We start from the raw sequence: 26,069 nt of genomic DNA, 5'->3' as shown, positions 1-26,069 counted from the left end.
GGTTAGATAATAATAGATACGAACCTTCATTGTTTTATCGAGGGTTTACCAGTTTCGAGATAGGAGATCAGATTGTTATAAGACAGTTCGTTTCCCTGAATAAAAAACTTCATTAAAGACAGGTACTTTTCACTGGTTTTGTAACCTATCCCATAAGATGTGACCTTGGTTTCTTCAGGATTTAATTTTTCAAAAAGAATAACGTTATAGAGATCTTTTTCATCTTCCTTCATAAAATTAGGAAAGTTATCAGTCAATTCAGCCTGGAGTGTCAAAAGCCTTTTTGGCACATAATTGCGTATATGAAGCGTTATTGTTGAATCATCCCCAATTTCTCCTGATTTATCGTAATTTGTCTTAATAGTTCCATTTACCCTTAGATCTATTTCAGCAATTGCCACTGCCCAGCTTTCCCAGCCTTCTTTTGTAGTATAGGCATTCCAAACAGAATCTAAAGGAACATTCACAATAAATTCCTGGATTAAAACGAGTTCAGGGCTCTTAGTTGTATCAATTCGTGATACCACACGTTTCTCCTTAGTGTCCTGATCATTTTGTCCGGATAAAAGGGACACAGAAAAGAAGCAAATAATTATCGCCAGATATTTATGCATGCCCTACGGTATTTCACAAGTAAGTGGTTTGTCATAGTAATAATGCTAAATATAAAGTCCCTTTAATATACGAAACCTGGGCTATAATCAGTTATAAATCTGTAACCGGTTAAAAAAATCAATCGCCATGTGTACATACAAGGAAAAGCTTGGCCTGGTTTCAGAGCTCATAGCCCTTGCCAAAGCAGACAATGTAGTTTCGCCTGCCGAATATGGATTTTTACAGAGTATTGCAGCTGATCTGGGTATTGAGGAAAAACGCTTTCTGGAGCTTTTCGACCAGCCGGTTAAAAAGCCATCCCATGGATCCCAGGGCCAGCGTATTGTACAGTTCCACCGCCTGGTGCTTCTTATGAATGTCGACCAGGAACAGGACCAAAGGGAAGTCGAGAAATTATACAACCTCGGACTGCACATGGGTGTCCCGCCCGGGGCTATACAACAGGTGCTGGCCATCATGCATCAGTACCCCAACAAGATCGTTCCCCCAGATGTGCTCATCAGTATTTTTAAGGCACATAACAACTAATTCACGGCCTTTCCCCTATTTTTTAAGACATATTGACATTATAAACAGGTCTTAAACCGACAAAAAGGCAGTGTTTTACTATTGGTACACCCTTTGCCTATACAGCAGTGATTACAATGTTTAACCAAAAACTAATAGTCATGAGTATAGTAAAAAGACACAACGTATTGTTCCCTTCAGTATTTGATGAATTCTTTAAGCCTGACTGGTTTGGAGGTATGGAAAGATACAATACTTCATATCCCGCTGTTAACATAAAAGAAAACGAAGACAGCTTTGAATTGGAATTGGCGATACCTGGTAAGAAAAAGGAAGATTTCAACGTAGAACTGGATGATCATGTAATGACCATTTCTATGGAATCCAAAGCCGAAAATGAAGTGGCAGAGGAGAATTACACCCGTAAGGAGTTTTCATACACTGCTTTCACAAGGTCTTTTACCCTGCCAGAAACGGTAGCTGAGGATAAGATCGAGGCTTCTTATACAGATGGGATCTTAAAATTTAAGCTTCCCAAGAAAGAGGAGGCTCTTCCCAAGCCCAAAAGACTAATAGAGATCGGGAAGTAAAATATAATGATGTTATGTAGCGCCCGCCTAACGGGCCTTCATAATGGTTGGTTTGTTTAGTTGGTTAGTTAGGGAAAGCGCCCCGTATTCGGGGTGCTTTTTTTATCCTTCCTGTTCCTGAAGGGTCTTGATCTCATCCCGTAATTTGGCTGCCAGCATAAAATCCAGTTCTTTGGCGGCTTTTTCCATTTCCTTGCGCTTGCTGCGTATCAGTTTCTCCTTTTGTTCAGGGGTGAGGTAGGCAAGATCCGGTTCTGCGGCTCTTATGGCTTCCTTTTCATAATGATAGGTTGATACTGAATTTTTCGCCAGGACATTGTCTAAGCTTTTATTCAGGGCTTTGGGGACGATATTGTTCTCTGCGTTATAGGCCAGCTGTTTCTCCCTGCGATAATTGGTTTCATCTATGGTTTTCTGCATACTGTCGGTAATGGTATCCGCATACATAATGGCCTTGCCGTTCAGGTGGCGCGCAGCCCTTCCCACGGTTTGGGTCAGGGAGCGGTTGCTCCTGAGGAATCCTTCTTTGTCAGCATCCAGTATGGCCACCAGTGAAACTTCGGGCAGGTCCAGACCTTCCCGCAAAAGGTTAACACCAATGAGCACGTCAAAAATTCCTTTCCTCAGGTCCTGCATAATCTCAACCCGTTCCAGAGTGTCCACGTCGCTGTGGATATAACGACACCGTACCTGTATGCGTGTCAGGTATTTGGCCAGTTCTTCGGCCATCCTCTTAGTGAGCGTAGTCACCAGAGTCCGTTCATCCAGTTCCACGCGTTTTTGGATTTCTTCCACCAGGTCGTCTATCTGATTTTTACTGGGTCGAACCTCTATTTGAGGATCCAGAAGTCCGGTGGGCCGGATTACCTGCTCCACATAGACACCCTGACTGAGCTGTAATTCATAATCGGCCGGTGTAGCGCTTACATAAATCACCTGATTTTGAAGCGCTTCAAACTCCTCAAATTTTAAAGGGCGGTTATCCAGGGCGGCCGGTAGTCGGAAGCCGTATTCCACCAGATTTTCCTTCCTGGATCGATCTCCGCCGTACATGGCGTGTACCTGCGGGATCGTAACATGACTTTCATCAACCACCATGAGGTAATCATCCGGGAAGTAATCCAATAAGCAGAAGGGCCGTGTTCCGGGTTCCCGTCCATCAAGGTATCTGGAATAGTTTTCTATTCCTGAACAATACCCCAGCTCCCGTATCATTTCCAGGTCAAAGTTGGTCCGCTCTTCCAGGCGTTTGGCTTCCAGTGGTTTCCCGATCTCTTTGAAATAGTCAACCTGATGTACCAGGTCATCCTGTATCTCATGTATAGCATTCTGCAGAACGTCCTGTGAGGTTACGAACATATTTGCCGGGTAGATGGTAATCTGATCGAATGATTCCAGTTTCCCATTTTTATAGGGGTCAAAGGCCTCAATTTCTTCGATCTCATCCCCGAAAAAGTGGATACGGAAAGCGTAATCCGCATAACTGGGAAATACGTCCACCACATCTCCTTTTACCCGGAAGTTCCCATTGCGAAAATCGGCAGTGGTCCTGGAATACAAACCTTGTACCAGGTCGTGAAGGAATTTAGTCCTGGAGATTACCTGGTCGCGTTTAATGCGTATTACATTCTTCTGGAACTCCACCGGGTTCCCGATGCCGTATAGACAGGAAACCGAGGCAACCACCAGGACATCCCTCCTCCCAGATAAAAGGCTGGAGGTTGTACTTAGTCTCAACTTTTCGATATCCTCATTGATGGAGAGGTCCTTTTCAATATACAGTCCCGTAGTGGGTATGTAGGCTTCAGGCTGGTAATAATCGTAGTAGGATACAAAATACTCAACCGCATTGTCGGGAAAAAACTGTTTGAACTCCGAGTACAGCTGTGCCGCCAGGGTCTTGTTGTGCGCCAGTACGAGTGTGGGTCGCTGAACCTTTTCGATCACGTTGGCCACAGTAAAGGTCTTCCCGGATCCGGTTACTCCAAGCAGGGTTTGATGGGGCACACCGGCCTCTATCCCTTCGGCCAGTTCTGCTATGGCCTGTGGCTGATCACCGGTGGGGGTAAAATCGGAAACAACTTTAAATTTCAAGAAGCAGGGTATTAGATAATGTAAGTGCAAAAATACGAAAGCTATTGCTTTAGTTACCTTTTCAGGGAAAAGTGACCCTTAAGTTGTTCATCATCCAACGTAGTGGCCAGGAACCAGTAAATAGATTAAGGCTCTTATATGCAGATCCGTTGAGTTAAGTAACCCGGGCGGCTGGCATTATATCTTTACGGTACTTTTGAATACACTTCACTATATTATAAATCCCTCTTTTTAAGTAAAGCGTACGACAAATAGATAAAAATGGAGGTCCAACCCAGAACTATGAGCATTTCGTATCCATGTACCTGGTAGTCGAGGGGAATTTCCTCCCCGATTTGATTGGCCACCGTCTGTACGGCACTTAGGCGGGAGAAGGGCTCTTTGATCAGGTTGTACATAGAATTTAGCGGAAAAAAGCCCATCACTGCGTCCGTTGTTTCCGCGTCAAAGAGTTTCCAACGCATCATTCCGCGACTAAAACCTTCAAACACCTGCCAGAGAACGAGAAAGCCCAGGGCAAAAGCCGAACGCTTGACCAGTATTCCAAGGAAAAGACAGAATGAAAAGAACCCTACTAACTTGATAAAAAAGGCCAGCAGGAATTCCAGATCGGAAAAGATAATGGAAAACTCATCGTAGTCAGAGTAGATAAGTCCCAGGATCATGGACACCACGAACACAAACAATGTAGATATGAAAGCGAATGATACCACGGTCAGGAACTTGGACATGATAAACTCCTTCTTGGAAAGCCCGTCTATCAGGTTTTGCTTGATAGTCTTGTTACTGTATTCATTAGCCATCATGGAAACAATGACAATGGCCAGGAACAACTTGAAAAATGCTGTTACGAACGTATTGAAATGCCAGATATAGGGAAAATTAAAGATCCCCTGATCGGCCAGGTGGAACTTTACAGGACCTATGTCAAATTTGATAGCGGCAATTAGTGCTATAGAAGTAAGCAGAACAAAATATGATATTATCAGGATCCTGCTCGAACGGTTGTTCCAGAGTTTGATGAATTCTATATGGAGAAGGCGCTTCATGATGGTGTGGGTTTAAACCGTTTGTCTTTCGGTTATTGTCAGGAACTGTTCTTCAAGACTTTCTTTCTTTTTCTGCAGGTGGGATAGGACAAGGCCTTTTTCATACAGGAACTTGTTCAGATCCTTTGCACTCATCTCCTCCTTTGGAAATGCGATTATGAGGCCTGATTCTTCCTTGACTTCAGAAAACCCATTATGCTCTTTCAAAAGCCCCTTCAATATTTCATTGTTGTCGGCTTTCAATTCAAAGAAACCATGACTGGCCATCATGCCATCAACCTTGCCTGAGTATAACTTTTCCCCTTTCCTGAGGATAACCACATGGGTGCAGACCTTTTCTACCTCGTCGAGGAGGTGAGAAGCCAGTAAAATAGTGGTACCCTGTGAGGCTATCCGTTTTATTATCTCACGAATCTGATGGATGCCCTGTGGATCCAGGCCATTTGTAGGCTCGTCAAGGATCAGGATCTCAGGATCGTTTAGCAGGGCTGAAGCAATGGCCAGCCGCTGCTTCATCCCCAGGGAATAAGTCTTGAATTTGCTCTGGCGCCTTTCCCATAAGCCCACCAGTTCAAGTTTTTCCTGAATCTTGTCTTCAGATACATCCTTGATCTTGCAGACCAGTTTCAGGTTCTGGATGGCCGACATATACGGATAAAAGTTCGGACGTTCGATTATGGCGCCAACCCGCTTTAAGGCTTCATGGGTTGAGGTATTGCCATTGAACCAGGTAAAGGATCCACTGGTTCTGTTCACTACGTTCAGCACAATGCCCAGCGTGGTTGATTTACCACTGCCGTTGGGACCCAGGATTCCATAAACATTCCCTTTTTCAATAGTAAAGGAAAGGTCCTTGACAGCTGTTAGATAGCCGAATTTCTTGGTGAGTTGGTTGACTGATAAAATGGTTTCCAAAGGGAAATCTGTATTGGTTGTATAGTAACTTGACGAAGAAATTACTAATTTGTTACAAGAAAATCAAAGTAAAGCATTTTATGGCGCAGGAACGATTGATGTCGAAGAAGAAACCGGCCTACCCGGTGAGCGAGAAGCTGGATGCCTATCTTGAGAAGTACAACCGGAACATTGAGATACCTATCTTTTATGAGGATCTGCTGCGTTTTGCCGGCTCTGTGGTAGTGTATGATGACAATGGAGAGGATACCCTCTGGGTAAGGGTCTATTATTCAGATGCCGAGCGTCAGGAGATCGATCAGAGCCTTAAAAGTGTTTACTCCATCCTGCATTCAGACGGGAGTGACCGCATTTTTCAGTACCTCAATATTGATGCTGTAGACTACTGTACCTTCGGGAATTCAAAGCCTTTTCGAATCAAGGTCCGGAATATACTGAACGACAACTTCCTGTATTTCTATGTAAAAAAAACTGACGCATCCAGGATTTATGGCCTGGAACTGGAACATATACTATCTCCTTACCACCTCAATTTCCTTGTACACGAAGATACCCTGATCGAAGAACACATTGCAGGCATACCCGGTGATGTTTTTATCAAGGAAATGCTCCCTGACTGCACAGAGTCCGAAAAAGCACAGCTGGCCAAAGAATTCGTCAAATTTAATGAACGCTGCATGATACGATTGCTGGGCGATATGAGGTCTTACAATTACGTTATCGTGCCTATGCACGATTTTGACCATGTGATCTACAAAATAAGGGCTATTGATTTTGACCAGCAGAGTTATGAAGGTAAACTCAAGGTATACCGGCCGCAATTCTTCAAGGAGAATTACACCATGGTAGAAATGGTGCAGAACAAATTGCTTCCGGATTCTGTAGATCAGTATAAGATAGAAGAGCGTTCTGCCGTGGCTAAAAGGATTATAAGTTCCGGGGAGCGGATTAACCGACTGGTTAATATTTGCAAGGAAGACAATATTTCACTGCCCGAGAATATTGAATTGCTGGGGAAACAGATCTATGACCTTACCCACGACATGAAGTTCAAGAATTGCAAGACCATGGGCCAGTTGCTTTATCTGGCACTGGATTTTGTGAAGCGAAACTACCAGGACGTCAGCATGAAGCAGATCCTTGATAAAAAATTAGGTATTAAAAGGGGGAAGCAATAATTAAAACTTAAGCCGGGATCGCTTAATTCCAGTTTTCGTCAAAATCAAGGTCTTCGTAGCTTTCCAAAGGGTTGTCAAAATCAAAATCGCTTTCGGATTCAAATTTCTTTTCCGGGGGGGCATCTGGTAGTTCTCCAAAGGTGAAAAGCAAATTGGGATAAGACCTGCCGTCTTCCTTGGCCGTGATATCGGCCAGTTCCACAAAGAAGGTCCACATGCTCAGGAAGTCATAGACGTAGATCAGTTTGGGATTTTCCTCAGTCAGGATATCCTTCAGGAACGTATCCTTCATCAACCTCAAAGGAGCTTCTCCCTCGCCCATGTCGAATAAAGGAATCTCGTCTTCCTGATTCCAGCGGTCATCACAGGTATAAAAGGAGGCCATTTCGTTGCCCAGAAAACCAAAAGACTGGGTAATGGTATTGTGTAGGTCTTCCAGGGTATTGTCTCCTTCTATTTCGATGTCCCTGAAGATATCCTCCTCTGCATCCAGTATTATTCTGATCTTGAATATCATAGCTCAGCAATTCACTTATGCAAAATTACGAAGTTTTTAGTTTACCCCGGGCCATAAACACTTCGAGTACAAGAAAGAACTGTACACCGAAAAGAACGGTAGCCAGGAAAAGGTGTAATGGCTGACTGCTGAATGGAAAGTTGAGATAATACATGATAATTCCGGTTATGGCTTCGGCAAGCAGCAAAGCCAAAACCCAGTTAATTTTAGAAAATCCGAGTTTGTCCCTGAAAATGCGGTAAGCCAGGTACGCATTCAGCAGTAAAACCAGGATAGAAAAAGACCTGTGAATATAAAACGGCATGGTTGGTGCTGCCAGCCAGAGGTCTTTTGCAGTTTCACCAAGCAATTCAATCTGTTCATCAACCAATTGCCTTACCTGAGTGCCAAGTACAATTTGTACCATAGTGAATACCATGGCAACCAGTACAAGGCCACGCAAATTTTTACCTATTCTTCGCTCATGGCGGTGCTTTCCTGTTTTATGAATAAGGAAAAGCAGCAGGGCAACAATAGCCAGTGCCATAACCATGTGTACAGTAATCTTTACCGGTTCCAGCACCGAATAGACCACAGTTGCACCCAGCCAGGCCTGAAATCCCATGGCGAATACCACCAGAACAGACAATCCGGTGATAAATTTTTGCTCCTTCCAGTACCCGAATGAACTTATAGCCAGCAGTAGTGTGGCAAAGCCAGCGAGTGCACCCAGCAGGCGATTGATAAACTCGGTCCAGGTATGAAAAACATTGAATACGGCGTAATCGTGTTTGTCGTATACAGCCCAGTTGCCTGCATTGTAAGACTCGCCTGAAGTAAAGTCCAGCTGAGCAACCCAGAGTTGTTCTTCCCGGATAATGACCTGCCCTTTTTCATAATCGCTTCCCGGGGCCCATATCAGTTCACTTTCTTCGGTGGGCGGGATAAGGTAGCCAAAACACTTTGGCCAGTCCGGGCAGCCCATTCCACTACCTGTCATACGTACCACAGCTCCAGCAAGGATTACCAGGTAAACGAGTATCAGAGAGGTTTTGGCAAGTCTGCGGTACATCTTTTTCATAGCGATCAAATAGATTGCAAAATTACGGTTCTTCGGGAAAATTACCCAGCGTTCAGAGTGCGTATTTACTTTGGTTTCAGACCGATTTCCTGACCTTTTCTGAGCATAAATTCATAGGCGTGGTCATGTTCATTGGGGATCTCCCCATCCAGTATCGCCTCTTTAATTGCTTCTTTTATGATGCCTATTTCCCGACAGGGCTTCAGCCCGAATGCATTCATGATGTCATCGCCACTTACAGGAGGCTGGAAATTCCGGATACGGTCCCGTTCTTCCACTTCCTGTATCTTCTGGCGAACGAGCTGGAAATTATTGCGGTACCTCCTTTGTTTTCTGGGGTTCTTGGTAGTGATATCGGCTTCACACAGGGTCATCAGGTCTTCTACGTGTTCTCCTGCGTCAAAAACCAATCGGCGAACAGCCGAATCGGTTACATGATCTTCGGAAAGGATGATGGGCCTCGAGCTCATTCGCACCATTTTCTGGACAAATTTCATTTTCTCGTTCTGCGGCATCCGCAGGCGTTTGAACAATTTGTATACCATTTTTGAGCCCACAAATTCATGTCCATGGAAGGTCCACCCAATTTTAGGATCATACCGCTTTGTGGGCGCTTTGCCTATATCATGAAGTAGTGCGGCCCATCGCAGCCACAGGTCGTCCGTGGTTCTGGCAATATTGTCAACTACCTCCAGCGTATGCCAGAAGTTGTCTTTGTGCCTTTGTCCCTCTACCTCTTCGATTCCCTGAAGCGCTTTCAATTCGGGAAGTATAATAGGTAGTAAGCCCGTTTCGTGCAGCAGTTTCAGCCCAGCAGACGGCTGGTCGCAGGCCAGGATCTTATGCAGCTCGTCTACAATCCTTTCCTTCGATATTATTTTGATCCGTTCCCGGTTCTCTGAAATAGCCCTCAGGGACTCGTGGTGGATATCAAAACCCAGCTGACAGGCAAATCGTATGGCCCGCATCATCCTGAGGGGATCATCGGAATAGGTAATGTCCGGATCCAGGGGTGTCCTTAGTATCTTTTTCTCCAGGTCTTCCAGGCCGGAAAAGGGATCCAGCAGCCTGCCGAACTCACCGGGCTGTAGCGAAAGGGCAAGGGCATTGATGGTAAAATCCCTGCGTTTCTGATCATCCTGTAATGTCCCGCTTTCCACAATGGGTTTCCTGCTGTGGCGCTGGTAACTCTCCTTACGAGCACCTACGAATTCCAGTTCTTTACCCCCGTGCCTGATCATAGCCGTGCCAAAATTCTTGAAAACCTTAACCTGGGGTTTGTCCTTCAGCTGTTCCGCTACCTTTTTGGCCAGTTTTATCCCTTCCCCAACGGCGACAATATCAATGTCTTTTGGGGTGCCCCTTTCCAGAAGGTAATCACGAACATATCCACCAATCACATAGGAATCCACACCCAGATCCTGAGATGCCTTTGAAATCTTTTCAAAAACAGGGTTGGTTAAAGCTTCCTTGTAGAGTTTTTCCATGCTGTTGCAAAATTACCACTTCAGTCAGACCTATTAAAATAGGGTGGGCTGTAATGTTTTTGTTCGTACTGATCTGGTTTTGGTGTCCTGCTGTCAACTGCGATTCATGAATCTATCCAGATCGAAAAAATTGGTTAAGGCCTTCCATTGTTTTACATTCTTGTGCTCTCCCACATTGATCTGCTTGAGTGAAACCTTCTGTGTTCCGGCAATGGGTACGGGCTCTTTGGGCGTAGTCAAGGCCTGAATTGTTTTGGTACCGTTCAATAGTGCCATGGTTTTAAACCATAAGTCGTCGCTTTGGGGAGCAAGTCTGAGAAAGAGGTCAGCATCAAATACTTTTTCGCTCAAACTGCCGGGAGGATATAAAATCCCCCATGCACCTATAGCCACTACGGCCCATTCATTAGCGTCTTTGGAATGCCTGTACCTCCATTCTCCATAAGGCAAAATCCCTCCTTTCTCGTCATAACCGATATGGCGTGTATTGTTGCCAATTATGCAGTCCGGTAAAAGCCTGTGGTTCTCATACAATAGATAAAGCCAGTTATTCCGGTACATCAGGTCATCGTCACAGGTAATAATTACTTTATCAGGGTATTCTTTGAGGCTGTGAATGAGTTTTTTATGGGAACAATGGAGGTCTGAATAACGGATTTCGAATATTTCCGACTGTAATCTGGTCAGACTTTTAGGCAGGTGCGATTCCAGCTCCTGGTTGAGCCACAATACGATTTTTTCTGGCAGATGCGATTGGGTCAGAAGGCTGCGGATAACCAGGTGGAGGGAACTGAGCCTGGATTCAATGGAAGTTAAGGATACGATTACCGGAAGTGTGTCTTTTTTTGGGGAGATTAATCTTGACTTCGGAATTGAGGACAGCCTGATGCTATTCAGGATGTATAATGGAAGTTCTTTAACTAGCTTCATTTGGAATTTAGTATAACCTTGCCCAATCCATAGTTTAAAAGGAATCAGCCATTAAGAAAAACCTTGTCTTTCAGGATTGTATTATTGCGGCCCTGCAAATATAGTTTATAAGACTTTCTTATTTTTACACGCTGTACAGCGCTCATCATGGAAAAAGCAAAAATCTCGGTCATTGTAAGCACCTACAACTCAGAAGACTGGTTGCAGAAAGTCCTTTGGGGGTTCAATTACCAGATCTTCAAGGATTTTGAAGTGGTTATTGCCGATGATGGTTCCGGTCCGGCTACGCGGAAGCTCATCGAGAATATGGCTGAGGAGGTAGATTATCCTATAATCCATGTGTGGCAGGAAGACAAGGGATTCCAGAAATCCCGGATTTTGAATAAAGCTATAGTCGCTTGCAACGCGGACTACATTATTATGACCGATGGCGATTGCATTCCACGGGAAGATTTTGTGCTGGTCCATTATATCAATAAGGAAGAGGGATACTTTATTTCAGGGGGATACTACATGCTTCCCATGAACATTTCTAAATTGATTAGCCGCGAGGATATTGAGCATCAGCGCTGTTTTAATATTCAGTGGCTGAAGTCCAAAGGAATACCCAAATCCTTTAAGAATAATAAACTCACCTCCGGGGGCTTTCTTTCCAAAGTACTTAACGCTATAACCCCTACGAATGCCAGCTGGAATGGCCATAATTCCTCCGGTTGGAAAGCCGATATCCTCAAGGTAAACGGTTTTGATGAGCGAATGCAATACGGGGGGCAGGACCGTGAGCTTGGTGAGCGCTTATTTAATCTGGGAATAAAATCTAAACAAAGGCGATACAGCGCCGTCTGCGTACACCTGGATCATAAACGCGGATACAAGACTCCGGAATCTATTGCTAAAAACAAGGCAATAAGAAAAGAGACGCGTAGTAAACGCCTTGCCTGGACCTCTTACGGCATTACCAGGTAGTACGCCAGTTCGTTTTTCCTTTCCAGCTTTTTCAATTCCCTGTTCCGTTCAATTTCGCACAGCGCATTGAGGTAGCAGATGATCATGCCTTTTTTGCCATCCAGAATCCCCAGCCTAAGAAAGTAGTGGTTGACGAATTTCCAGGTAGGTTTGAACAAAAAGGAGAAATAGTTAAAACGCTTTTCCTTGTAAAAGTCTTCCGTGGCCTTCATACGGCCATAGCTGAGCATCTTCTTTTTGTAGTCTTCGTAGTTTTTATAGCAATAATGGGTAAGCTTCTCCCTGAAGATCCCCGTGGTGCCATTCACTTCAAGCGTCTCGTGTACAATTTTTTTATCGGTAAAACAGGCTTTGCTCTTTCTGAAAAGCCGGTAGTTCTTATCCGTTTGCCAGCCACTGAAACGCAATACCTTATTGCCAAACATAAATGTGCGGTAAAACCAGTAGGCTGCGTGGGTGCTATTAGAATTCACCGTATCCACTATTTCCTTTTGCAGTACCGGGGACACCACTTCATCAGCATCAACGAAAAGGATCCAGTCGTTTTTAGCAAGCTTTAAGGCAAAGGACTTTTGTGCGGTGAAATTGTTGAAGGGATTTTGTACCACCCTTACATTGGGTTGAGATAACAGATACTCATAGGTCCCGTCGGTGCTGTAAGAATCCACCACGACGATCTCATCGACAAAGGATATAGAATCAATACATTTCTGAATATAACCCATCTCATTGTAGGTGATAATCAGTGCAGTAATTTTATTTCCAGGGTCTTTCATTATTGACAATTAAATGGTGTCTTCTAAAAGGTTACAAAGCTATAACATTTATTCAGTTCAAAAATTGTACATCAGTAGAATATTGTCAATATATATAACAATTTAAAACGCAAATCCCCTACCGTAAATTTTCATGGGGATAAATTGAATTTTATATCTTTAGCGCTTATGGCAATAAAAATTATTGGGTGGGTCCTTCTCCTTGGAACGGCAGGTTTTTTTCTGGGCAAATTTATAAAGCATAAATCCCTCTATCCGTTTTTACCATTCCGTCACGATTTTCGCAAAAGGCGGGACAGCTTCAGATTGGTAATGGCCCTTATGGATCGCATAAAGGCAAGGGTAATAGTTGAGACCGGAACCTCAAGGGAAGGGCTCAAGGGTGCAAAAAGCAACGGTGCTGCAACCATTGTCTTTGGCACCTGGGCAAAAGCAAACAATGCACATGTGCATTCTGTGGATATTAGCCCTAAATCCATTGCGAATGCTGAGAAAGAGGTGATTCGCCAGGATCTGGCAGACTATGTAAGTCTTCACACTTCAGATTCCATAGCGTTCCTTAAAACCTTCAATGAATCCGTGGATCTGCTGTATCTGGACAGTTATGATTATAGTGATGACCCTGAGGTGCAGTTAAAGAGCCAGGAACACCATCTGGGAGAATTCAAGGCCATTGAAGCTAAGTTGCACGACAATACCCTTGTATTGATCGATGACTGTGATTTACCCAATGGAGGCAAGGGAAAGCTGGTAATCGCCTACATGAAAGAGCGCGGCTGGAAGATTATTTACGAGGGCTATCAGGTGCTACTCGTTAGGGATTCCTTCTCTTATTAGAAAATTTCGGAGTTCGATTTTAATTAAACCAGGTTCAAATTCCTGATACAGGTCCAGGGATTCCTTTTTCAATTGCGACTTGGATTTGCCTTCAAACAGTTCAGGTTTGTAATCACGCAGGTGAACCGCCTGGTTTCTGGTTTCGTTATTGAAGGTATCCCATGCCTTTTTCGAAATCCAAGGAGAGAAAATATTGAATGTTGGAAGTCCAAGTGCCTTGGACATATTTACCATGCCACCTTCATTTCCCACATAGGCTGTGCATTGACTTAAAACTGCAAGGAATGATCTTAAACTACCTGGCTCAAAATCATGATAAACAGCATTTTTAACCTCCTGAGGGCACAATTCTATGTAAGCCTTCACCTGTTCTTCCTGATGGGGGGAATAGTTGAACAGTAATCTGGCCCCGGTCTTCTCTATTATCTCTTCCAGCAAGGTGGTCAGATAGTTCAGGGGGTAGGATTTGATGTCGGAACTTCCCAAAACGCCGATCATGATCAGTGGTCGGGATAAATCCACCCCGGAGGTTTTTAGTAACTCTTTAGCCTTTTGGATTTCATCGGTCGATAAATGTATTTTAGGCTTGATAAAAAATCCATCAGAGGGGCCTAAGACCGGTTCCAGTAATAACAACCGGTTTTCTATAGCCAGGCCCATTGGAGTTTTACGTTCAGAGTGGGGCTTGCACAGGTGTGTATATATCCACGAGGTATACCACTTTTTATACGATATTTTGACTTTTGCCCCGGATGCCAGTGTGATCAGGTTGCTCTCGAGTTTACCGTAGGCGTCTATCACAATGTCGTACCGCCTGCTTCGTATTTCTCTCAGGAACTTGTAAAACGCCCCGTAGTTTTTTTTGAAATGGCTCTGGAAAATAACCAGGCCATCTATATGAGGATGGTTTTTAACTACATCAATGGCACCGTCATTTACAACATAATCTACCTGGGAATCTGGCAATTTCTGCTTGAGGAGGTCACATATGACCGATGAGGCCAGTACGTCTCCAATCATCTTTTGCTGAATTACCAGGATCCGTTTGCTCATGCCATAACGTTATAGGTCCTCAGGGCATCGTTTAATGAAGTTTTTTTATCCGTGCTGGCTTTTCTTTGTCCGATGATCAGTGCACAGGGTACCTGATATTCTCCTGCGGGAAATTTCTTGGTATAGCTGCCGGGGATAACCACTGAACGGGCAGGGATGCGTCCTTTGCTTTCAACTGGTGTTTCCCCCGTAACATCAATGATTTTGGTGCTGGCAGTTAACACCACATTTGCACCCAGTACAGCTTCTTTTTCTACGCGTACCCCTTCCACCACGATGCACCTGCTTCCTATGAAGGCATTGTCTTCAATAATAACGGGTGCGGCCTGCAGGGGTTCAAGGACCCCGCCTATTCCTACGCCTCCGCTAAGGTGCACGTTCTTTCCAATCTGTGCACAACTTCCTACGGTTGCCCAGGTATCCACCATGGTACCCTCATCCACATAAGCACCTATGTTCACGTAACTTGGCATCAGGATAGTTCCCGGAGCGATATAGGCCCCATGACGGGCCACGGCATGGGGAACAACCCGTATTCCTTTTTCCTTATACCCTTGTTTTAAGGGTATTTTGTCGTGGTACTCAAATATCCCTGCCTCCAGGGTTTGCATTTCCTGAATGGGGAAATAAAGGACCACGGCCTTTTTCACCCATTCATTAATCTGCCAGTCATCACCAACCGGTTCGGCGCAACGTAGCTTGCCCGCATCAATTTGGCCAATTACTTCGCGGATAGCATCCTTTGTTGCTTGATTTTTCAATAGCTCCCGATTTTCCCAGGCCTCTTCTATTATATTTCTGAGGTTCATAGTGTCCGATTCTTTGGGCAAAGATAGTTGTTGCGACCAATAAAGAAGCCAAAATTTACACCCATAACAGAATAAGCATTATTTTTGCGAAAAATTAAATTTGGGTAGGATTCTGGCTTTGGACTATGGTAAAGTAAGAACCGGTATTGCTGTTACGGATACCCTTAACCTTATTGCCTCCGGACTTACAACGGTCAGAACAACTGAGCTTTTTGATTTCCTTGGGGAATACCTGAAAAAAGAAGAAGTTGAAACGCTTGTGGTGGGAGAACCCAGGCAAATGCAGGATAAACCCTCAGAATCTGAGGTCCATATTGCAAAGTTCCTTGCCGAATTCAGTAAAAAATACCCTGAAATTAAAGTTGCAAGACAGGACGAACGCTTTACCTCCAAGCTCGCCCTTCGTAGCATGATAGAAGGAGGAATGAAAAAGAAAAAACGAAGAGACAAGGCCCTTGTTGATGAGATCAGCGCAACGCTTATTTTACAGGCCTACCTCGAAAGAATATAATTGCATATGACATTACCTATTGTTGCCTATGGGGATCCGGTTTTGAGGAAAGTTGGAGTGGATATTGATCCCGATTACCCCAATCTCAAAGAACTCCTTGAAAATATGTGGGAAACCATGTACAAGGCCAACGGGGTGGGGCTGGCCGCTCCGCAAATAGGCCTTCCAATCCGTCTTTTCCTGGTTGATACTTCGCCATTTGCGGAGGATGAGGATCTTACTCCTGAAGAACAGAAGGCTCTGAAAGGCTTCAAAAAGGTCTTCATCAATGCCTACATAGAAGAAGAAAGCGGAGAAAACTGGGCCTTTAACGAGGGCTGTCTCAGCATTCCGGATATTCGGGAAGACGTAACCCGGAAGGATACCATAACAATAGAGTATCAGGATGAAAATTTCAAAACCCACAAAGAGACCTACGATGGTTTGCTGGCAAGAGTAATACAACATGAATACGACCATATTGAAGGTATACTGTTCACCGACAAACTTTCATCTTTAAAGAAAAGACTACTTAAAGGACGATTAACCAATATTTCCAAAGGAAAAATTGACGTGGATTACAAAATGCGCTTCCCTGCTTTAAAAAAGGGGAGATAAAAGGTTAACCCGCATAAGCAAGATTCCGCAAAAGTCTTCATAATCATAAAATCAAATGAGTTTAGAAAAGATATTATCTATAGGGGGAAAACCCGGCCTGTTTAAATTGATCACCCAGACCCGCTCGGGTTTTGTAGCTGAGTCCCTGCTGGATGGAAAAAAAATTACGGTAGGGGTCCGGGGGAATGTGAGTGTGCTCTCTGAAATTGCAGTCTATACCCTGGAAGAAGAACTACCGCTGGCCAAGGTTTTCCAAAAGATCAAGGAGAAAGAGAATGGATCCAAAACGCCTATAGGACATAAGGCCGATAAGCTTGCCCTGGAAGAATATTTCTTTGAAGTGCTCCCTAATTATGATGAGGACAGGGTGTATGCCAGTGATATCAAGAAAGTCATACAGTGGTATAACATACTTCACGACAATGGGATCCTTGATTTTGAAGACGGAGAAAGAACCGAACCAAATCCGGAAGAAGCCGCGGAATAGATCGCTTCTTTATTTTCCATAATTATTCGGCTACTTAGCTGCCTTATTGTTTATATTAGGTGATTAATTTTAAATTCCACCTAAATGAACCGTAACCCCCTGATTATTATTTTCCTTTTAATAGGACTGGTTTTTAATGGTAAAGCATTAGCCCAGGAAAAGGAAAAAGACTCCACAAAAAAAGCAACCAAGAATCTCCCCTTAGAGCCGGAACGCACCGTTTCTTTCACTACGGATAAAGGAACCTGGATTTCACTGGACGTAAGCCCGGACGGATCAACAATTGTATTTGATCTTATGGGGGATATTTACAGTATACCCATAAGCGGCGGAAAAGCCGAGCCAATCACAACCGGTATGGCATATGATGTGCACCCCAGATACAGCCCGGATGGTAAGTCTATCGTTTTTATTTCCGATAAAAGCGGTTCGGATAATATTTGGACACTGCGATTGTCCGACAAGGAGGAAAAGCAAATCAGCAAGGATAAAAAACACAATTTTTTCTCTGCAGAATGGACTCCCGACGGGGATTATATCGTAGGTGCTAAAGGCAGACGAAACATAAAATTCCATATCTACCACAAAGAAGGAGGTGGGGGGAGCGCTCTTATAAGCGAACCTAAAAATATTAAGGTCATAGATCCTGCATTTGGTCATGACGGAAAGCTGCTCTATTTCTCAAGACGTAATGGTGCCTGGAACTACAACGCCCAACTGCCGCAATACCAGATAGGAACCTATGACATGGAAGATGGCGATATGGATGTGATTACCTCGCGATACGGTTCGGCCTTCACGCCTACTTTGTCCGATGATGGGCAGTGGCTGGTGTACGGAAGCCGTTTTGAGGACAAGACCGGTCTAATTCTCCGCAATCTAAAAAGTGGCAAGGAAAAATGGCTGGCTTATCCGGTGCAGCGTGATGAGCAGGAATCAATTGCTCCCCTGGGTGTACTTCCGGCTATGTCTTTCACACCCGATAGCAAGAACCTCATTGTTTCCTATGGTGGTAAAATCTATTCCATTGCCTTGGCTACGAATGTTGCCACGGAAATTCCATTTAGCGTTGATGTATCTCTGGAACTGGGGCCGAGGCTTAAGTTCAATTATCCTATAGACGACAAGGAAGAGGCATTTGTTACCCAGATACGGGACGCGGTTCCATCTCCGGACGGTAGTAAAATTGCCTTTACAGCCCTCAACAGGCTGTATGTTATGGACCTGCCTGATGGCCAGCCCAGGAGGTTGACAAAAAATAACTATACAGAAGCCATGCCTGCCTGGTCTCCTGATGGAAAAAACCTCGTGTTCACTACCTGGAAGCAGGGGGGAGGGCATCTGTACAAAGTTAACGCAGAAGGGCGTGCGAGGATCGTCCAGCTTACTCAGGAGCCTGGAATATACAGTTCCCCGAAATGGTCATACAAGAAAAACCGTATCGCCTTCCACAGGGGAACGGCGCAGACCTACGAAGATGCGATTGGCCCTTTTGCCGGCAGGGCGACTGAGGACCTGGTCTGGATTTCCACCGATGGAGGTGCCATGAAATTAATTGACAAATCCAAGGGGAGGGCACAACCCCATTTTACCAATGTGGATGACCGGATATATTTAACACACCCCACAAAAGGACTGGTTTCCATACGATGGGATGGAACAGATGAGAAGCAACACCTGAAGCTGAAGGGCATCGAAACCTATGGATCATCCGATATCTTTGGCAAGGGACATTTTGACCAGCACGAACACACTTACCTTCCGGTGGTTGATGATGACAGGGAACCCAATGATAAATCTTCCAAACCCTCCGAGATACAAATATCACCAGACGGAACCCAGGCCCTTGCTAAAATCAATAATGATATCTATACAGTGACCATACCCAGATATGGCAAAACCCCTACCATATCTGTGGCTTCACCTGAAAAGGCTTCCTTTCCGGCGATGAAGCTGACTACCCTGGGGGGTGAGTTTCCAACCTGGTCTTCTGACAGCAAAAGAGTACACTGGTCATTGGGTGCAAGCCATTTTCGTTATGATCTGGACAAGGGACGGCAGTTTAAAGACAGTGTGGAAGCTGCTAAAAAGAAGGAAAAGGAGCTGAAGGCGGCCGAAAAGGAACAGGATTCTACAAAAACGGAAGTAGAAGAAGATGAAAAGAAGAAAGATGAACGGTTTAAGGCAGAAGAGTTTAAAATAAAGGTTTCCTACAAAAGGAATATCCCCAGAGGTAACCTTTTGTTGAAAGGGGGGAGGATTATTACCATGAATGGTGATGCCATTATTGATAATGGCGATATCCTCATTGAGAACAATCGAATTAAGGCTATTGGGCCCTCTGGTAGTTTTGCTATCCCAAGTAATACCGAGCTAATTGATGTAAAAGGAAAGACGCTCGCCCCTGGCTTTGTGGATACGCATGCCCATATGTGGCCAAACTGGGGGATCCATAAGAATCAAATCTGGATGTATTCGGCTAATCTGGCCTATGGGGTTACCACAACCCGGGACCCTCAGACGGCTACCACCGATGTTCTTACCTATGCAGACATGGTAGAGGCCGGGATGTTGCATGGTCCCAGGGTGTACAGTACAGGTCCGGGTGTTGGCTTCTGGCAATATCAGATTACCAGTCTTGACCACGCCAAAGACGTTTTAAAACAGTACAGCGAATATTACAATACCAAGACTATTAAAATGTACCTGGTTGGAAACCGTCAGCAGAGGCAATGGGTAATCATGGCGGCTAAAGAACTGAAGTTAATGCCAACCACGGAGGGTGGACTCGATTTTAAACTGAATATGACTCAGTTGCAGGATGGTTATCCCGGTCATGAGCACTCGCTGCCTATTTATCCCATTTACCAGGACGTGGTTAAGTCTATTGCAGAATCCAAGATGGCTGTTACACCCACACTTTTGGTGGCTTATGGTGGGCCCTGGGCAGAGAATTACTTCTATTCAAGGGAAAATGTCTGGGGCGACAAAAAGCTGCAGTACTTTACCCCATACAGTGAGCTGGCCCAGAAATCCAGAAGGAGGCCGGGCTGGTTTATGGACGAGGAACATGTATTTAAGAAACATGCCGTATTCATGAATGATCTGGTCAAGGCCGGCGGCATCGCAGGAGTAGGAAGCCATGGTCAGTTGCAGGGCCTGGGCTACCACTGGGAACTGTGGTCCGTGGCCAGCGGAGGAATGAGCAACCTGGACGCCCTAAAAGTTGCGACTATCCATGGGGCCACTGCATTAGGCCTTGAAGGGGATCTCGGTAGCCTGGAGGCAGGAAAGATCGCCGATATCGTTATCCTGGAAAAGAACCCCCTGGAGAACCTGCGAAATACCAACACACTTACCCATGTAATTAAAAATGGTGTGGTTTACGATGCAGATACCCTGGATGAAGTCTGGCCGGAAGCTAAGAAAGCCGAAGACTTTAACTGGCAGACCAAAAAACCCCTGGGCTTGCCGGGTACTCAGGAATAAGGATTCCAGTATAAAAAAAGGACGTCATTTCGACGTCCTTTTCTTTTTCATTGTACTAATCTTTAACCTTTTGCTTTTCTGGAAAGTCATCCTTCACCCAGTCAATTCGCGGTGATGGGTAATACTTCACATTCATCCTTTCCAGGAAAGCAGCCTGGTTTGCCAGGCGGACTTTAAATTTCTCCCAGTCCCGGTTGGTTTCATCGGTCCAGCTTAATTCAGAGTACCCGATCATCCTTGGGAAAGCCAGGTACTCCAGTTCCTCTATATTGCTTATGGTTTCTGACCAAAGTGGGGCTTCCACTCCCAGGATCTGGTTTCTGGGTATGCCACTGTAGGTCTCAGGGGTCCAGATATATGCGCTGTCTACAGGAATATAGGCAGCCCATGCAAGCCCGTATTCAGAAAGGGTGTCGTATTTCATATCCAGGTAGGATTTGCTGGCTGGCGAGAGAATTACCTGCATTCCCTTTTGCTCGGCCAATTTAGCGTTGTCCAGGCTGGCCCAGAATTGGGCTATGGAGGTGCTGTCTATATCGGCGGTAGCCACCTCGTCCCAACCAATCATTCGTTTCCCGTATTTCTGGACAATTTTTTCCACACGCGATACGAAATAGCGGTAATCGTCTTTTTTGGTAACATGGCTTTCATCTCCGCCAATATGAAAATAGGGCCCGGGGCTTATATCGGATATCTCCCGAACTACATCATCAATAAATTGATAAACAGTGTCTTTTCTGGTGTCAAAAGTGCTGAAACCTACCCGCGTACCTTCGTAAAGCTTAGCCGGCTTTTCAGCTCCGTTGAGGAAGGCATAGGACGCTGAGGCGGCATTGGTATGCCCGGGCATATCTACCTCCGGTACGATGGTTATGTAAAGCCTCGCCGCATAATCCACGATGTCTTTGTAATCTTCCTGGGTAAAGTAGCCGCCAGCTTCTCCGCCTACTTCTGTACTGCCACCAATCTCGGTTAGTTTTGGCCAGGATTTTATCTCAATTCGCCATCCCTGGTCATCTGTAAGGTGGAGGTGGAGGTAATTAATCTTGTAGTAGGCAAGCAGGTCCAGATATTTCTTAACGTCTTCAACCGAAAAGAAATGCCGGGCCACATCCAGCATAGAACCGCGGTATTCAAAATTCGGCACGTCACTGATCCTGCCAGTCGGAATTCGCCAGATTGGAAATTCCGCGAGGGTGTCAATACCAGCCTCAGGGATTAGTTGCCTTAAGGTCTGGACACCGCGGAATGCTCCTTGGGGTGCGGTTGCTGCCAGGGTAATGGTATCCCGGCCAATATGCAGTTCGTAAGCTTCATCCCCGGACAGGCTAATGCTATCTTTTTGAACGATATTAATAATTCTGTCTGTTCTTTCTACTTCCCGATCATTTACAGGAAGTGTGAGTCCTGTTTTGGAGGCTATTTTCTTCGACAGGAAAAGCCCGATGGCTTCAAATTCTGAAGCCTCATCTGAAAAGGTATAAATTCCGGTAAAAGGGTCCAGGGCAAAACCGTCATTAGTGGCTTCAACACTGCGCGGAAATGGAATAAGGTTTTCCTGGGTGAGATCCGTTTCTCCTAGGTTGTACACCGGTAATTCCTTTTGTTTGCAGGAAGCAAACAATACCAGAATAATCATGGTGGTTGATAATTTTAAAACATAAGTTGTTTTCATAGGATAAAGGTTAATTAACATAGGGATCAATTACGTTTTTCCAGATTTGATACCCTTTCTCATTTATATGCAGACCGTCTTCTATATACAGGTCTTTCTTAAGTTTTTTACCGCTGAGCATTGCAGTCCAGACATCCGCAAAATACAACCCTGGCTGCCTGTCTGCAAGCCTTTTAAACCGCCGGTTCAGCCTCCTGAACGCCCCCTTTCTGTGCCAGCGTGAAATGCTGGGTTTTGCTGATATCAAAATTACTTCAGTATTTGGATTTGCCAACCATATTTTCGAGAGGATCTTATTAATATCCTTCAGGATTTTCCCGGGCCTTTTTCGCTCGGAGAGATCATTATCACCTTCGTATATAAATACTTTAGAAGGTTTGTAACGCAGAACCAGTTGGTCTGTATAGGCGATCAAATCTGAGGCATGGGATCCACCAAATCCTGAGTTTATTATTTGCCGGGAGGGGAAGTCGCTCTGAAGACTCTCCCAGGTTTTTATGCTTGAACTGCCTGTAAATACTATGGTTTCCTTAGTGCTGTCCCAAAGTGAATCGTTTCGTTTTACAAGCTTCTCCACTTCTTTCCGAAATCGCTCGGGATCCTGAGGCCTGGCCCCAGCCGATGTCAGCAAAAATGAAAGAAGTAAAATTACACTGGCTTTTGCCATAAAATTAATACTTGGTTGGCGTCACCACCAGACCCTCGGCAACCGCCCATTCATAGACTCTCGCCAGCCAGGTATCGGAAGGCAGGTTTTGCTTAAGCATGCCAAATCCATGTCCACCTTTCGCATATAAATGCAATTCAGTAGAAATTCCTGAGTCCAGCCATTCCGAATAGAGTTCGACACTCTCCCTGGCAAGCAGCAGAGGATCATCAGATGCACAAACCACTGCCATGGGAGGAGCTTCCTCCGGAACCTTATATTCACCCATAATAGTCATCCAGGGATATACCGGGACAAGGAAGTCTGGCATGTTGCTTTTATTGGCATTAAAGGCAACGCCCATGGTTACCGATCCACCGGCAGAAAAGCCCATAAATCCTATTTTATCCGGATTTACTCCCAGTTCGCCTGCGTGTTCTCGTACATATGAAACAGCAGTAAGTCCATCTGCTATAGATAAAGGCAGTACACGAGCTATTTTATCTGCATTTTTTTCTCCCCCATCCAGTAATTCTTTGACCCCGTCTTCTCCTGAGGGAACCAGGCGGTAATTCAGCACAAAAACCGTAATCCCTTTTTGATTGAGCCAGCGGGCTACATCCTTTCCCTCCTTGTTCACACTTAATGCATAAAGTCCGCCTCCCGGAGCAACGATTATTCCGGTTCCATTGGGAGGAGTCCCAGCCGGCCTGAAAACCTCCAGGGTAGGCCTGGATACATTAGTTAATACCTGGGTGTTCCAAATTTTTGAATAGTACTCCTTGGGTGCATCTGCCCATTCGATATTCCCCGAATCCTTATGTGGAAGCTCAATAATTTCCTGAGCTGAACAGGGTGCAGTAAAAAATATTAACAGGGCAAACAAATACGTTCCTTTTGGATAAGCCATGCAGAAGGGTTCGAATAACTTTGATTTTAGGACTTGAATTTACTCCATTATCATATGGTAGGCAAATAGTACCTCAGTAATTCTACCCCGGTAACATCGGTTACGGAGCTATTTAAAAAAATCATTTACATTTAGAAGCTATAATAACCAACTAATGCCCAAAGATTACTCCTGGTTGCATAATTCTTGGCATTCTGTACTCTTATTGAGTTTGCTAATACTGCCTGTTATATCTCAGGCACAGGATTTCGAAAACAACCGTCCTACCGCCAGGGCAATCCCCTTACAAGAAAGGCCCGAAATAGATGGGGAGGTGATGCAAGACCCCATATGGCAGGGGATTACACCCTTCGGTGACCTCATACAAACCCAACCCAGTTTTGGGTCACAGGCCAGTGAAAAAACCGAGATCCGTATTGCATACACCGCAGATACCTTCTATCTGAGTGTGGTTTGTTATGATGCAAATCCGGAACAACTGGTAGTATCTGATGCAAGGAGAGATGCCAATCTGGATAATACAGATGCCTTTATTTTTATAATGGATACCTATCAGGACGGGCAGAATGGTTTCATATTTGGGACTAATTCCCTTGGAGTGGAATACGATGCCCAGGTAGACAATGAAGGACAGGGTAATTTCAATGCCAACAGGCAACAGGGTGGAACAATAGGAGGGTTTAATCTCAACTGGGACGCAGCATTTGAGGTTAAGGCCAAGGTAGGTGACTTTGGCTGGAGCGCTGAATTTGCCATTCCCCTTCGGACCATTCGCTTCCAGGCGGGAAGGGACTGGGGTATCAATTTCAGGAGGAATATAAGGAAGACTAATGAGATAGCCTATTGGGCCAGCCTGCCAATAGGGTTCAGCCTTAACCGTTTGTCTCTTGCAGGTACCCTAACGGGCTTGGACCTGAGGAATCCCGGCAACCTGAAACTGATCCCTTATGTACTGGGGAGAATGGATAAGAATTATGAGCTCTCAGATCCAAAGCGGGAATTTAGTGCCGAAGCAGGAGGGGATATCAAATACAGTATTACCCCTAGCCTCACCCTGGATCTTACCTACAATACAGATTTCGCCCAGGTTGAGGTGGATGATCAGCAGGTAAACCTGGACCGGTTTAACCTGTTTTTTCCCGAAAAGAGGCCCTTTTTCCTGGAGAATGCTGGCCTTTTCAGCGTGGGTAGCCCCGGTGAGGTAGACCTTTTCTTTAGCAGGCGAATAGGTATTGGTGAAGATGGCAATATCGTTCCCATTATTGGCGGGGCCCGCCTTTCGGGAAAACTGAACCGTACCAATGTGGGGTTCCTTAGCATGTTTACTGATGATGTTGTTGATGCCGGCATTGAAAAAAATAACTTCACCGCAGTCCGGGTAAATCACGAATTTAAAGGGAGGACGGCATTAGGAGCGGCGTTTATCAGTCGAACTGGCATGGAAACGGATAATGACTACAACCGGACCTTTGCTATCGATGGCAAGCTGGGACTGGGAAACAAAGCCAGGATGTCCGGGTTTTATGCCCGTTCTGTAGATCCTGATCGCCCTGATGATGCCCATTCCTTTAAATTCCAGACCGATTATCAATGGAATAACTGGGTAATGCGTGCGGCATATACGGAGGTGGGAGAGGGGTTCAATCCCGAAGTGGGTTTTTTACTGCGATCTTCCTTCCGCAAACCCGAAGCCCTGATCCTTCATCATATGCGTCCCAAAAAGGAAAACTCTAGGATCCTGGAATACCGTCCGCATATTTCCTACCGAGGCTACTGGAATTTTGAAGGGTTTCAGGAAACTGGATTCCTGCATATTGACAACCACTGGGAGTACAAAAGCGGACTTGAGTTCCACACCGGGGTCAATTTTACAACAGAGGGTGTGGTTAATGCATTTGAAATTTCCGATGGTATTGTTGTGCAGCCCGGCACCTACAATCATGCGGAAAGTCAACTGATTTTTTTTACCAACCGCAGTAAACCGGTATCGGTTAATATACGTTCTGTTATGGGAGGGTCCTTTGGGGGTTCCCGATATCTCAATAGTGCAACCCTTAGCTTTAGAAGGGGGGACAAGTTCAATGCCGATTTTACCTATCAGTACAACCGATTTAACCTTCCTGTGGGAGATTTTTCGGCCAATATTTTCCGTAGCCAGATCACCTATGCGTTTACCCCAACAATGTTTGTGCAGGGCTTGATACAGAACAATACCAGCCGGAAACTATGGGCAGCGAATATCCGTTTCAGCTGGCTTCAGCGCGCTAATACGGGTTTGTTTATAGTGTACAACCACAATCTGCAGGACAGGAGTCCCCTGAACAATAGTATTATCCTGAAATATACTCGCATCTTCGACCTGGTCAAATAA

24 protein-coding genes are annotated in these 26,069 nt (G+C 45.0%); 10 read left to right on the top strand and 14 right to left on the bottom strand.

Features of this window, described 5'->3' with window-relative positions; genetic code table 11:
* Nucleotides 1-26: 26 nt before the first annotated feature.
* Nucleotides 27-614 carry an SRPBCC family protein gene (locus OO016_RS12775; protein WP_266014688.1) on the bottom strand — a complete coding sequence of 196 codons (588 nt, stop codon included), beginning with the start codon at nt 612-614 and terminating at the stop codon, nt 27-29.
* Nucleotides 615-741: 127 nt separating this feature from the next.
* On the opposite strand from OO016_RS12775, the gene OO016_RS12770 reads away from it, so the two are divergent.
* Together OO016_RS12770 and OO016_RS12765 are read left to right on the top strand one after the other, a co-directional pair.
* Entirely contained in the window at nt 742-1,143 is a 402-nt protein-coding gene (locus tag OO016_RS12770) for a TerB family tellurite resistance protein (RefSeq protein WP_266014685.1), read from the top strand.
* Nucleotides 1,144-1,283: 140 nt separating this feature from the next.
* Nucleotides 1,284-1,712 (top strand): Hsp20/alpha crystallin family protein, encoded by a 429-nt coding sequence (locus tag OO016_RS12765; RefSeq protein WP_266014682.1) that lies wholly within the window; start codon nt 1,284-1,286, stop codon nt 1,710-1,712.
* A gap of 102 nt (nt 1,713-1,814) precedes the next feature.
* On the opposite strand, the gene uvrB is transcribed toward OO016_RS12765, so the two are convergent.
* The 3 genes from uvrB to OO016_RS12750 all read right to left on the bottom strand — a co-directional run bounded on the left by uvrB (nt 1,815) and on the right by OO016_RS12750 (nt 5,770).
* Complete coding sequence (uvrB, locus tag OO016_RS12760; RefSeq protein ID WP_266014679.1) at nt 1,815-3,806, bottom strand: excinuclease ABC subunit UvrB; 1,992 nt, start codon at nt 3,804-3,806, stop codon at nt 1,815-1,817.
* A gap of 215 nt (nt 3,807-4,021) precedes the next feature.
* Nucleotides 4,022-4,855: an ABC transporter permease gene (locus tag OO016_RS12755; RefSeq protein ID WP_266014676.1), complete on the bottom strand. Its 834-nt coding sequence runs from the start codon at nt 4,853-4,855 to the stop codon at nt 4,022-4,024.
* Nucleotides 4,856-4,867: 12 nt separating this feature from the next.
* The gene (locus tag OO016_RS12750; RefSeq protein WP_266014673.1) at nt 4,868-5,770 is read right to left on the bottom strand and encodes an ABC transporter ATP-binding protein; all 903 of its coding nucleotides are present in this window, start codon (nt 5,768-5,770) and stop codon (nt 4,868-4,870) included.
* Nucleotides 5,771-5,850: 80 nt separating this feature from the next.
* Here OO016_RS12750 and OO016_RS12745 point away from each other — a divergent pair, with 80 nt between their 5' ends.
* Nucleotides 5,851-6,948 (top strand): hypothetical protein, encoded by a 1,098-nt coding sequence (locus tag OO016_RS12745; protein ID WP_266014672.1) that lies wholly within the window; start codon nt 5,851-5,853, stop codon nt 6,946-6,948.
* A 22-nt stretch (nt 6,949-6,970) separates the two neighbouring features.
* On the opposite strand, the gene OO016_RS12740 is transcribed toward OO016_RS12745, so the two are convergent.
* The 4 genes from OO016_RS12740 to OO016_RS12725 all read right to left on the bottom strand — a co-directional run bounded on the left by OO016_RS12740 (nt 6,971) and on the right by OO016_RS12725 (nt 10,942).
* Nucleotides 6,971-7,465 carry an IS1096 element passenger TnpR family protein gene (locus tag OO016_RS12740; RefSeq protein WP_266014669.1) on the bottom strand — a complete coding sequence of 165 codons (495 nt, stop codon included), beginning with the start codon at nt 7,463-7,465 and terminating at the stop codon, nt 6,971-6,973.
* Between the two features lie 25 nt (nt 7,466-7,490).
* A complete protein-coding gene (locus OO016_RS12735) occupies nt 7,491-8,525 on the bottom strand; it encodes a COX15/CtaA family protein (RefSeq protein ID WP_266014666.1) in 1,035 nt (344 codons plus the stop codon).
* Nucleotides 8,526-8,590: 65 nt separating this feature from the next.
* Nucleotides 8,591-10,012 (bottom strand): CCA tRNA nucleotidyltransferase, encoded by a 1,422-nt coding sequence (locus OO016_RS12730; RefSeq protein ID WP_266014663.1) that lies wholly within the window; start codon nt 10,010-10,012, stop codon nt 8,591-8,593.
* Between the two features lie 93 nt (nt 10,013-10,105).
* On the bottom strand, nt 10,106-10,942 hold the full coding sequence (locus tag OO016_RS12725; RefSeq protein WP_266014660.1) for a glycosyl transferase: 837 nt from the start codon (nt 10,940-10,942) through the stop codon (nt 10,106-10,108).
* Between the two features lie 147 nt (nt 10,943-11,089).
* Here OO016_RS12725 and OO016_RS12720 point away from each other — a divergent pair, with 147 nt between their 5' ends.
* The gene (locus OO016_RS12720) at nt 11,090-11,908 is read left to right on the top strand and encodes a glycosyltransferase family 2 protein (protein WP_266014657.1); all 819 of its coding nucleotides are present in this window, start codon (nt 11,090-11,092) and stop codon (nt 11,906-11,908) included.
* Here the strand turns inward: OO016_RS12720 and OO016_RS12715 are convergent.
* Nucleotides 11,890-12,684 (bottom strand): glycosyltransferase family 2 protein, encoded by a 795-nt coding sequence (locus OO016_RS12715; protein WP_266014654.1) that lies wholly within the window; start codon nt 12,682-12,684, stop codon nt 11,890-11,892. The two genes, OO016_RS12720 and OO016_RS12715, sit on opposite strands and share 19 nt — an antisense overlap.
* A gap of 168 nt (nt 12,685-12,852) precedes the next feature.
* Between OO016_RS12715 and OO016_RS12710 the strand changes: the two genes are divergently transcribed.
* Complete coding sequence (locus tag OO016_RS12710; protein ID WP_266014651.1) at nt 12,853-13,521, top strand: class I SAM-dependent methyltransferase; 669 nt, start codon at nt 12,853-12,855, stop codon at nt 13,519-13,521.
* Here the strand turns inward: OO016_RS12710 and OO016_RS12705 are convergent.
* Together OO016_RS12705 and OO016_RS12700 are read right to left on the bottom strand one after the other, a co-directional pair.
* A complete protein-coding gene (locus OO016_RS12705) occupies nt 13,492-14,574 on the bottom strand; it encodes a glycosyltransferase family 9 protein (RefSeq protein ID WP_266014649.1) in 1,083 nt (360 codons plus the stop codon). The genes OO016_RS12710 and OO016_RS12705 overlap by 30 nt on opposite strands.
* Nucleotides 14,571-15,383: a 2,3,4,5-tetrahydropyridine-2,6-dicarboxylate N-succinyltransferase gene (locus tag OO016_RS12700; protein WP_266014648.1), complete on the bottom strand. Its 813-nt coding sequence runs from the start codon at nt 15,381-15,383 to the stop codon at nt 14,571-14,573. The genes OO016_RS12705 and OO016_RS12700 overlap by 4 nt, the downstream gene beginning before the upstream one ends.
* A gap of 100 nt (nt 15,384-15,483) precedes the next feature.
* On the opposite strand from OO016_RS12700, the gene ruvX reads away from it, so the two are divergent.
* The 4 genes from ruvX to OO016_RS12680 all read left to right on the top strand — a co-directional run bounded on the left by ruvX (nt 15,484) and on the right by OO016_RS12680 (nt 20,467).
* Nucleotides 15,484-15,894: a Holliday junction resolvase RuvX gene (ruvX, locus tag OO016_RS12695; protein ID WP_266014645.1), complete on the top strand. Its 411-nt coding sequence runs from the start codon at nt 15,484-15,486 to the stop codon at nt 15,892-15,894.
* 6 nt (nt 15,895-15,900) lie between these two features.
* Nucleotides 15,901-16,491: a peptide deformylase gene (gene def, locus OO016_RS12690; RefSeq protein WP_266014642.1), complete on the top strand. Its 591-nt coding sequence runs from the start codon at nt 15,901-15,903 to the stop codon at nt 16,489-16,491.
* A 55-nt stretch (nt 16,492-16,546) separates the two neighbouring features.
* Nucleotides 16,547-16,978: a DUF5606 family protein gene (locus OO016_RS12685; protein WP_266014639.1), complete on the top strand. Its 432-nt coding sequence runs from the start codon at nt 16,547-16,549 to the stop codon at nt 16,976-16,978.
* An 84-nt stretch (nt 16,979-17,062) separates the two neighbouring features.
* Complete coding sequence (locus tag OO016_RS12680) at nt 17,063-20,467, top strand: amidohydrolase family protein (RefSeq protein ID WP_266014636.1); 3,405 nt, start codon at nt 17,063-17,065, stop codon at nt 20,465-20,467.
* Between the two features lie 55 nt (nt 20,468-20,522).
* Here the strand turns inward: OO016_RS12680 and OO016_RS12675 are convergent, their stop codons facing one another.
* The 3 genes from OO016_RS12675 to OO016_RS12665 are packed head-to-tail and all read right to left on the bottom strand — an operon-like array spanning nt 20,523 to nt 23,698.
* The gene (locus OO016_RS12675) at nt 20,523-22,142 is read right to left on the bottom strand and encodes a beta-N-acetylhexosaminidase (protein WP_266014633.1); all 1,620 of its coding nucleotides are present in this window, start codon (nt 22,140-22,142) and stop codon (nt 20,523-20,525) included.
* Between the two features lie 10 nt (nt 22,143-22,152).
* Complete coding sequence (locus OO016_RS12670) at nt 22,153-22,809, bottom strand: GDSL-type esterase/lipase family protein (protein WP_266014630.1); 657 nt, start codon at nt 22,807-22,809, stop codon at nt 22,153-22,155.
* A 4-nt stretch (nt 22,810-22,813) separates the two neighbouring features.
* Nucleotides 22,814-23,698 carry an alpha/beta hydrolase gene (locus OO016_RS12665; RefSeq protein ID WP_266014627.1) on the bottom strand — a complete coding sequence of 295 codons (885 nt, stop codon included), beginning with the start codon at nt 23,696-23,698 and terminating at the stop codon, nt 22,814-22,816.
* Between the two features lie 154 nt (nt 23,699-23,852).
* Here OO016_RS12665 and OO016_RS12660 point away from each other — a divergent pair, with 154 nt between their 5' ends.
* Nucleotides 23,853-26,069 (top strand): carbohydrate binding family 9 domain-containing protein, encoded by a 2,217-nt coding sequence (locus OO016_RS12660; protein WP_266014624.1) that lies wholly within the window; start codon nt 23,853-23,855, stop codon nt 26,067-26,069.

It is taken from the genome of Lentiprolixibacter aurantiacus (assembly GCF_026241225.1).
GTDB lineage: Bacteria > Bacteroidota > Bacteroidia > Flavobacteriales > Flavobacteriaceae > Lentiprolixibacter > Lentiprolixibacter aurantiacus.
This window is presented reverse-complemented; position numbering and strand designations above follow the sequence as displayed.

Bases quoted from the DNA above. Each gene is read 5' to 3' on its own strand.
- OO016_RS12775 (WP_266014688.1), bottom strand. From the start codon at position 614: ATGCATAAATATCTGGCGATAATTATTTGCTTCTTTTCTGTGTCCCTT.
- OO016_RS12770 (WP_266014685.1), top strand. From the start codon at position 742: ATGTGTACATACAAGGAAAAGCTTGGCCTGGTTTCAGAGCTCATAGCC.
- OO016_RS12765 (WP_266014682.1), top strand. From the start codon at position 1,284: ATGAGTATAGTAAAAAGACACAACGTATTGTTCCCTTCAGTATTTGAT.
- OO016_RS12755 (WP_266014676.1), bottom strand. From the start codon at position 4,855: ATGAAGCGCCTTCTCCATATAGAATTCATCAAACTCTGGAACAACCGT.
- OO016_RS12745 (WP_266014672.1), top strand. From the start codon at position 5,851: ATGGCGCAGGAACGATTGATGTCGAAGAAGAAACCGGCCTACCCGGTG.
- OO016_RS12740 (WP_266014669.1), bottom strand. From the start codon at position 7,465: ATGATATTCAAGATCAGAATAATACTGGATGCAGAGGAGGATATCTTC.
- OO016_RS12735 (WP_266014666.1), bottom strand. From the start codon at position 8,525: ATGAAAAAGATGTACCGCAGACTTGCCAAAACCTCTCTGATACTCGTT.
- OO016_RS12730 (WP_266014663.1), bottom strand. From the start codon at position 10,012: ATGGAAAAACTCTACAAGGAAGCTTTAACCAACCCTGTTTTTGAAAAG.
- OO016_RS12725 (WP_266014660.1), bottom strand. From the start codon at position 10,942: ATGAAGCTAGTTAAAGAACTTCCATTATACATCCTGAATAGCATCAGG.
- OO016_RS12720 (WP_266014657.1), top strand. From the start codon at position 11,090: ATGGAAAAAGCAAAAATCTCGGTCATTGTAAGCACCTACAACTCAGAA.
- OO016_RS12715 (WP_266014654.1), bottom strand. From the start codon at position 12,684: ATGAAAGACCCTGGAAATAAAATTACTGCACTGATTATCACCTACAAT.
- OO016_RS12710 (WP_266014651.1), top strand. From the start codon at position 12,853: ATGGCAATAAAAATTATTGGGTGGGTCCTTCTCCTTGGAACGGCAGGT.
- OO016_RS12705 (WP_266014649.1), bottom strand. From the start codon at position 14,574: ATGAGCAAACGGATCCTGGTAATTCAGCAAAAGATGATTGGAGACGTA.
- OO016_RS12700 (WP_266014648.1), bottom strand. From the start codon at position 15,383: ATGAACCTCAGAAATATAATAGAAGAGGCCTGGGAAAATCGGGAGCTA.
- def (WP_266014642.1), top strand. From the start codon at position 15,901: ATGACATTACCTATTGTTGCCTATGGGGATCCGGTTTTGAGGAAAGTT.
- OO016_RS12685 (WP_266014639.1), top strand. From the start codon at position 16,547: ATGAGTTTAGAAAAGATATTATCTATAGGGGGAAAACCCGGCCTGTTT.
- OO016_RS12680 (WP_266014636.1), top strand. From the start codon at position 17,063: ATGAACCGTAACCCCCTGATTATTATTTTCCTTTTAATAGGACTGGTT.
- OO016_RS12675 (WP_266014633.1), bottom strand. From the start codon at position 22,142: ATGAAAACAACTTATGTTTTAAAATTATCAACCACCATGATTATTCTG.
- OO016_RS12670 (WP_266014630.1), bottom strand. From the start codon at position 22,809: ATGGCAAAAGCCAGTGTAATTTTACTTCTTTCATTTTTGCTGACATCG.
- OO016_RS12665 (WP_266014627.1), bottom strand. From the start codon at position 23,698: ATGGCTTATCCAAAAGGAACGTATTTGTTTGCCCTGTTAATATTTTTT.
- OO016_RS12660 (WP_266014624.1), top strand. From the start codon at position 23,853: ATGCCCAAAGATTACTCCTGGTTGCATAATTCTTGGCATTCTGTACTC.